Below are 4,871 nucleotides of genomic sequence, written 5' to 3'. Positions count from 1 at the left end.
TCGAACGGCAGGATGGCACAACCGTCGATCTGACGCTGGCACTCGACCGAAAGCGGCGCATCGACACCGCCTTCGAGGTGTATCTCGGGCTCTATCAGGCGATCACTGGGCCGGAGGAGCGCCAGAAGCTCTACAAGGAGTTCTCGCCCGGCTTCTTCGATCTGATCGTTATCGACGAATGCCATCGCGGCAGCGCGGCGGAGGATTCCGCTTGGCGCGAAATCCTCACCCACTTTTCCGGTGCAACGCAGATCGGCCTAACTGCCACGCCGAAGGAAACGGAATACGTTTCCAACGCCGATTATTTCGGCGAGCCAATCTTCACCTATTCATTGCGCCAAGGCATCAGCGACGGCTTCCTTGCGCCCTACAAGGTCATCAAGGTCCACATCGATCGCGACGTAGAGGGCTATCGCCCGGAACTTGGGCAACTCGACCGAGACGGCAACGAAGTGGAGGATCGCATCTATAACGCCAAGGATTTCGACCGGACGCTGGTTCTTGACGACCGCACCCTGCTTACCGCCAAGAAGGTCACCGAATTTCTAAAGGAAAGCGGCGACCGCTTCCAGAAAACCATAGTGTTCTGCGTTGACCAGGAGCACGCAGCGCGTATGCGACAGGCGCTCATCAACGAGAATAAGGATCTTTGCGACGAGAACCACCGATACGTCATGCGGATCACCGGTAGCGACAAGGATGGCCAGGACCAACTCGGCAATTTCCTCGACCCGGAATCGAAATATCCGGTTCTCGTCACAACCTCGCGGCTTTTGTCCACCGGGGTTGATGCGCAGACCTGTCGGTTGATCGTGCTCGACCGCACGGTGGATTCGATGACCGAATTCAAGCAGATCGTCGGGCGTGGCACCCGCGTTCACGAGGACACCAAGAAATTCTACTTCACGCTGATCGACTTTCGCGGCGCGACCTCTCATTTCGCCGATCCGCAGTTCGATGGCGACCCGGTGCAGATTTATGAACCCAGCGAAGACGATCCGATTACGCCGCCCGATGATGCCGTCGTTGATTTTGGTGAAGGTAATCAAGCGCCTTACGAATCGGGCGATGGCGAAACCATAATTGATCAGGGTTTTCCGCTGCCGCCGGGCAACCAGGCGCGCAAGATTTATGTGGACGGCGTCGGTGCCCGCATCGTCGCCGAGCGCGTCGAATATCTCGACGAGAACGGCAAGCTCGTCACCGAAAGCTTGCGCGGTTTCACTAAGACGGCGTTGAAGAAGCGTTTCGCTAGTCTCGACGATTTCCTCAGGCGCTGGAAATCTGCTGACCGCAAACAGGCAATCATTGACGGACTGGAAGCCGAGGGTCTGGCGCTCGATGCCATTGCGGATGAACTGGGCAAGAACCTCGATCCCTTCGATCTGATCTGCCACGTCGCCTTCGATAAGAAACCTTTGACACGCCGTGAGCGGGCCGAGAACGTCAAAAAGCGCGATGTTTTCACGAAATACAACGCGCGAGCCCGCGCCGTCCTTAACGCACTGCTTGAAAAATATCGCGACGAGGGCGTGCTCAATCTCGACGACGCGAATGTGCTGAAGGTAACGCCTTTCACCGCAATGGGCAGCGTCGTGCAACTTATCAAGGCATTCGGCGGTAAGGACGGTTTCGAGAAAGCTGTCCACGAATTGCAAGACGCCCTCTATCAGGAGACCGCTTAAACCATGATCGTCCGAACCACCATCAAATCCATTCAGGACATCATGCGCCAGGACGTCGGTGTCGATGGCGATGCACAGCGCATCAGCCAGTTATGCTGGATGTTCTTCCTCAAGATCATCGACGATCAGGACCAGGAACTCGAACTGACCAAGGATGGCTACCACTCGCCGATCCCGGAAAATCTCCAGTGGCGCAGCTGGGCGGCGGATCCGGAAGGCGTTACGGGGCAAGCCATGCTTGATTTCATCAATGATGAACTGTTCCCCGCTTTGAAGGGGTTGCAGCTCACTGGAAAGCCCGGCGACCGGCGCCGCGTGGTGCGCGATGTGTTCGAGGATGCCTATAACTACATGAAATCCGGCCATCTCATCCGGCAGGTGGTGAACAAGATCAACGAGGTCGATTTCAACAATCTCGATGAGCGGCGTCACTTTGGCGAGTTTTACGAGCAGTTGCTCAACGACTTGCAATCGGCCGGCAATGCAGGCGAATATTATACGCCACGCGCGGTCACCGCCTTCATGGTCGACCGTATTGACCCGAAACCTGGTGATACTCTGTTCGATCCCGCTTGCGGCACCGGCGGTTTTCTTACCTGTGCTATCCGGCACATGGAGAAGAACTACATCCGCACTCCCAAACAGCGCGAAGCGATGCAAAGCGCACTTCGCGCGGTGGAGAAAAAGCAGCTTCCGCACATGCTCTGCGTCACCAACATGTTGTTGCACGAGATCGAGGACCCAAGCTTTGTGCGCCACGACAACACGTTGGCCCGCCCGCTCATTTCGTGGAGGAAGGAAGAGCGAGTTGATATCGTCGTCACCAATCCGCCCTTCGGCGGACGTGAGGAGGACGGCATCGAGAATAACTTCCCGACCTTCCGCACGAAGGAAACCGCCGATCTGTTCCTCGCGCTTATTGTGCGGCTGCTGAAGACCGACGGTCGCGCCGCGGTGGTGCTGCCCGATGGCACGCTGTTCGGTGAGGGCGTGAAGACACGACTGAAGGAGCATCTGATGGAGGAATGTAATCTCCACACGATCGTCCGCTTGCCCAATTCCGTGTTCAAGCCCTATGCCTCAATCGGCACCAACCTTTTGTTTTTCGAGAAGGGCGCACCGACCAAGGACATCTGGTTCTACGAGCATCGCGTGCCCAACGGCCAGAAGGCCTATTCTATGACCAAGCCGATCCGGTTGGAGCATTTCCAGGGCTGCATCGACTGGTGGGGCGGCAAGGAGCGCAAGGGCCGCGAGGAAACGCCGCAGGCGTGGCGCGTGACGGCGCAAGAGGTGAAGGCGCGCGGCTTTAATCTCGACATCAAGAATCCGCATACAGTGGCGGATGACCACGGCGACCCCGAAACGCTGCTGGCGAACCTCGCCCGCGCCGAAGCCGAGACGGCGGCTTATCGCGACCAGTTGAAGGCGATCCTCGCCGAGGCGCTGGCCCGATGAATGCGGAACGCCTGCTGAATCATTACGAGCAGATTGCCGACGCGCCCGACGCAATTGTGCGGCTACGCCGCTTCATTCTCGATCTGGCGGTGCGCGGCAAGCTGGTGCCGCAGGAGGCGGGCGAAGAATCGGCATCGGACCTGCTGAAGCGGATCGCGAAGGAGAAGGCGCGGCTGGTGAAGGCCGGAGAGCTTCGCAAGCCGCGTGACTTTGATAACGGCAACGACCTCAACGAGCCTTTCGCGATCCCGGTGACATGGAGATGGCTGAGGCTTGATGCAGTTGGCGCAATCGTTGGCGGTGGAACGCCATCGGCCGCCGACTCCGACAACTTTACCGAACCGGGCGAGGGCGTGCCATGGCTTACGCCTGCCGATCTTGGCGGATATTCAAACCTCTACATCTCGCGAGGTTCCCGAGACCTATCAGAAAAGGGATCGCGGGCTTCATCGGCAACCGTAATGCCGAAGGGCACGGTGCTGTTCACCAGCCGGGCACCGATCGGCTATGTCGCTATCGCCGCAAATGCGATTTCGACCAACCAGGGATTCAAGTCGATCGTTCCCTACGTCCCGGATTGTTCGCGCTTCATCGCAACTGCGATGAAGGCATTTGCGCCCGAGATTGACGCCAAAGCTCCGGGCACCACATTCAAGGAAGTTTCGGGCAAGATCGTCGCCGCAATTCCCTTTCCCCTTCCACCGCTCGCCGAGCAGAATCGGATCGTCGCCAAGGTCGATGAACTGATGGGTCTGTGCGACCAGCTGGAGGCGGCGCGTGCAAGCCGCGAGAGGTCACGCGACCGGCTGGCGGCGGCGAGCCTCGCCCGCCTCAACGCGCCTGGTCCCGAAAGCTTCCGGGCCGACGCCCGCTTCGCCCTTGACGCGCTGCCAGCGCTGACAACGCGCCCCGACCAGATCAAGCACCTCCGCCAAACCATCCTCAACCTCGCCATGCGCGGAAAGCTCGTGCCACAGGACCCGAACGACAATCCGGCGTCGGAACTGCTTGTTAGTCTGCATCCTGGCGCTAAAAAGGCCCGCGGAAAGAAAACCAAGTCAGATAATATCACTTTAGCCGATGCCCCTTTCGATTGTCCGAAGGGCTGGGTGTGGACGAAAGTGCAGAATGTTCTCGATGAGAACCGAGAGATTTCTTACGGAGTGATCAAGCTTGGTGACGAACCCAAGTCCGGCGGCATTCCTACACTGAGGTGTAGTGACGTGCGTGCAGGTTATGTCGACCTTTCAGGCGTTCGGAAAGTTCGTGAAACGATCGAGGCTGAATATGCCCGGACGCGCCTTTCGGGTGGCGAAGTTGTCATTAATATTCGTGGAACCCTCGGTGGCGTGGCACTCGTTCCGCCCGATTTGAGCGGGTTCAATGTTGCGAGAGAAGTCGCCGTGGTTCCTATTGCTGACGCAATACCAGGACCGTTCATGGTCTACCTGATGCTGTCCCCGTACTTCTGGGATCATATCCAGAACAATCTCCGTGGGATCGCGTACAAGGGGCTCAACCTCGGGATTTTGAGAGACCTTCCAATTCCGCTCCCACCCCTCGCTGAACAACATCGCATCGTCGCCAAGGTTGATGCGCTGTTGGCGCTTTGCGACCGGCTTGAGGCGAGCCTCAGTGCTACCGCCGGCACCCGCCGCCGCCTTCTCGACGCGCTGCTGGCCGAAGCGCTGGCGCCGGCAGGCGCGCGCGAACTGGAGGCAGCGGAGT

At 58.6% G+C, this 4,871-nt stretch carries 3 protein-coding genes; all 3 read left to right on the top strand.

Going from position 1 to position 4,871, the window contains the following annotated elements:
• A partial coding sequence (locus tag EOA86_RS22420) for a type I restriction-modification enzyme R subunit C-terminal domain-containing protein (RefSeq protein ID WP_128343634.1) occupies positions 1-1,685 on the top strand: 1,685 nt, incomplete at its 5' end.
• Between the two features lie 3 nt (positions 1,686-1,688).
• Entirely contained in the window at positions 1,689-3,143 is a 1,455-nt protein-coding gene (locus EOA86_RS22415; RefSeq protein WP_128343632.1) for a class I SAM-dependent DNA methyltransferase, read from the top strand.
• Between the two features lie 89 nt (positions 3,144-3,232).
• A partial coding sequence (locus tag EOA86_RS22410) for a restriction endonuclease subunit S (protein ID WP_206630100.1) occupies positions 3,233-4,871 on the top strand: 1,639 nt, incomplete at its 3' end.

It is taken from the genome of Mesorhizobium sp. M5C.F.Ca.IN.020.32.2.1, assembly GCF_004023105.1.
GTDB classification, from domain to species: domain Bacteria; phylum Pseudomonadota; class Alphaproteobacteria; order Rhizobiales; family Rhizobiaceae; genus Mesorhizobium; species Mesorhizobium wenxiniae.
The sequence above is the reverse complement of the archived record's forward strand: the minus strand, read 5'-3'. Positions and strand labels throughout refer to the sequence as shown.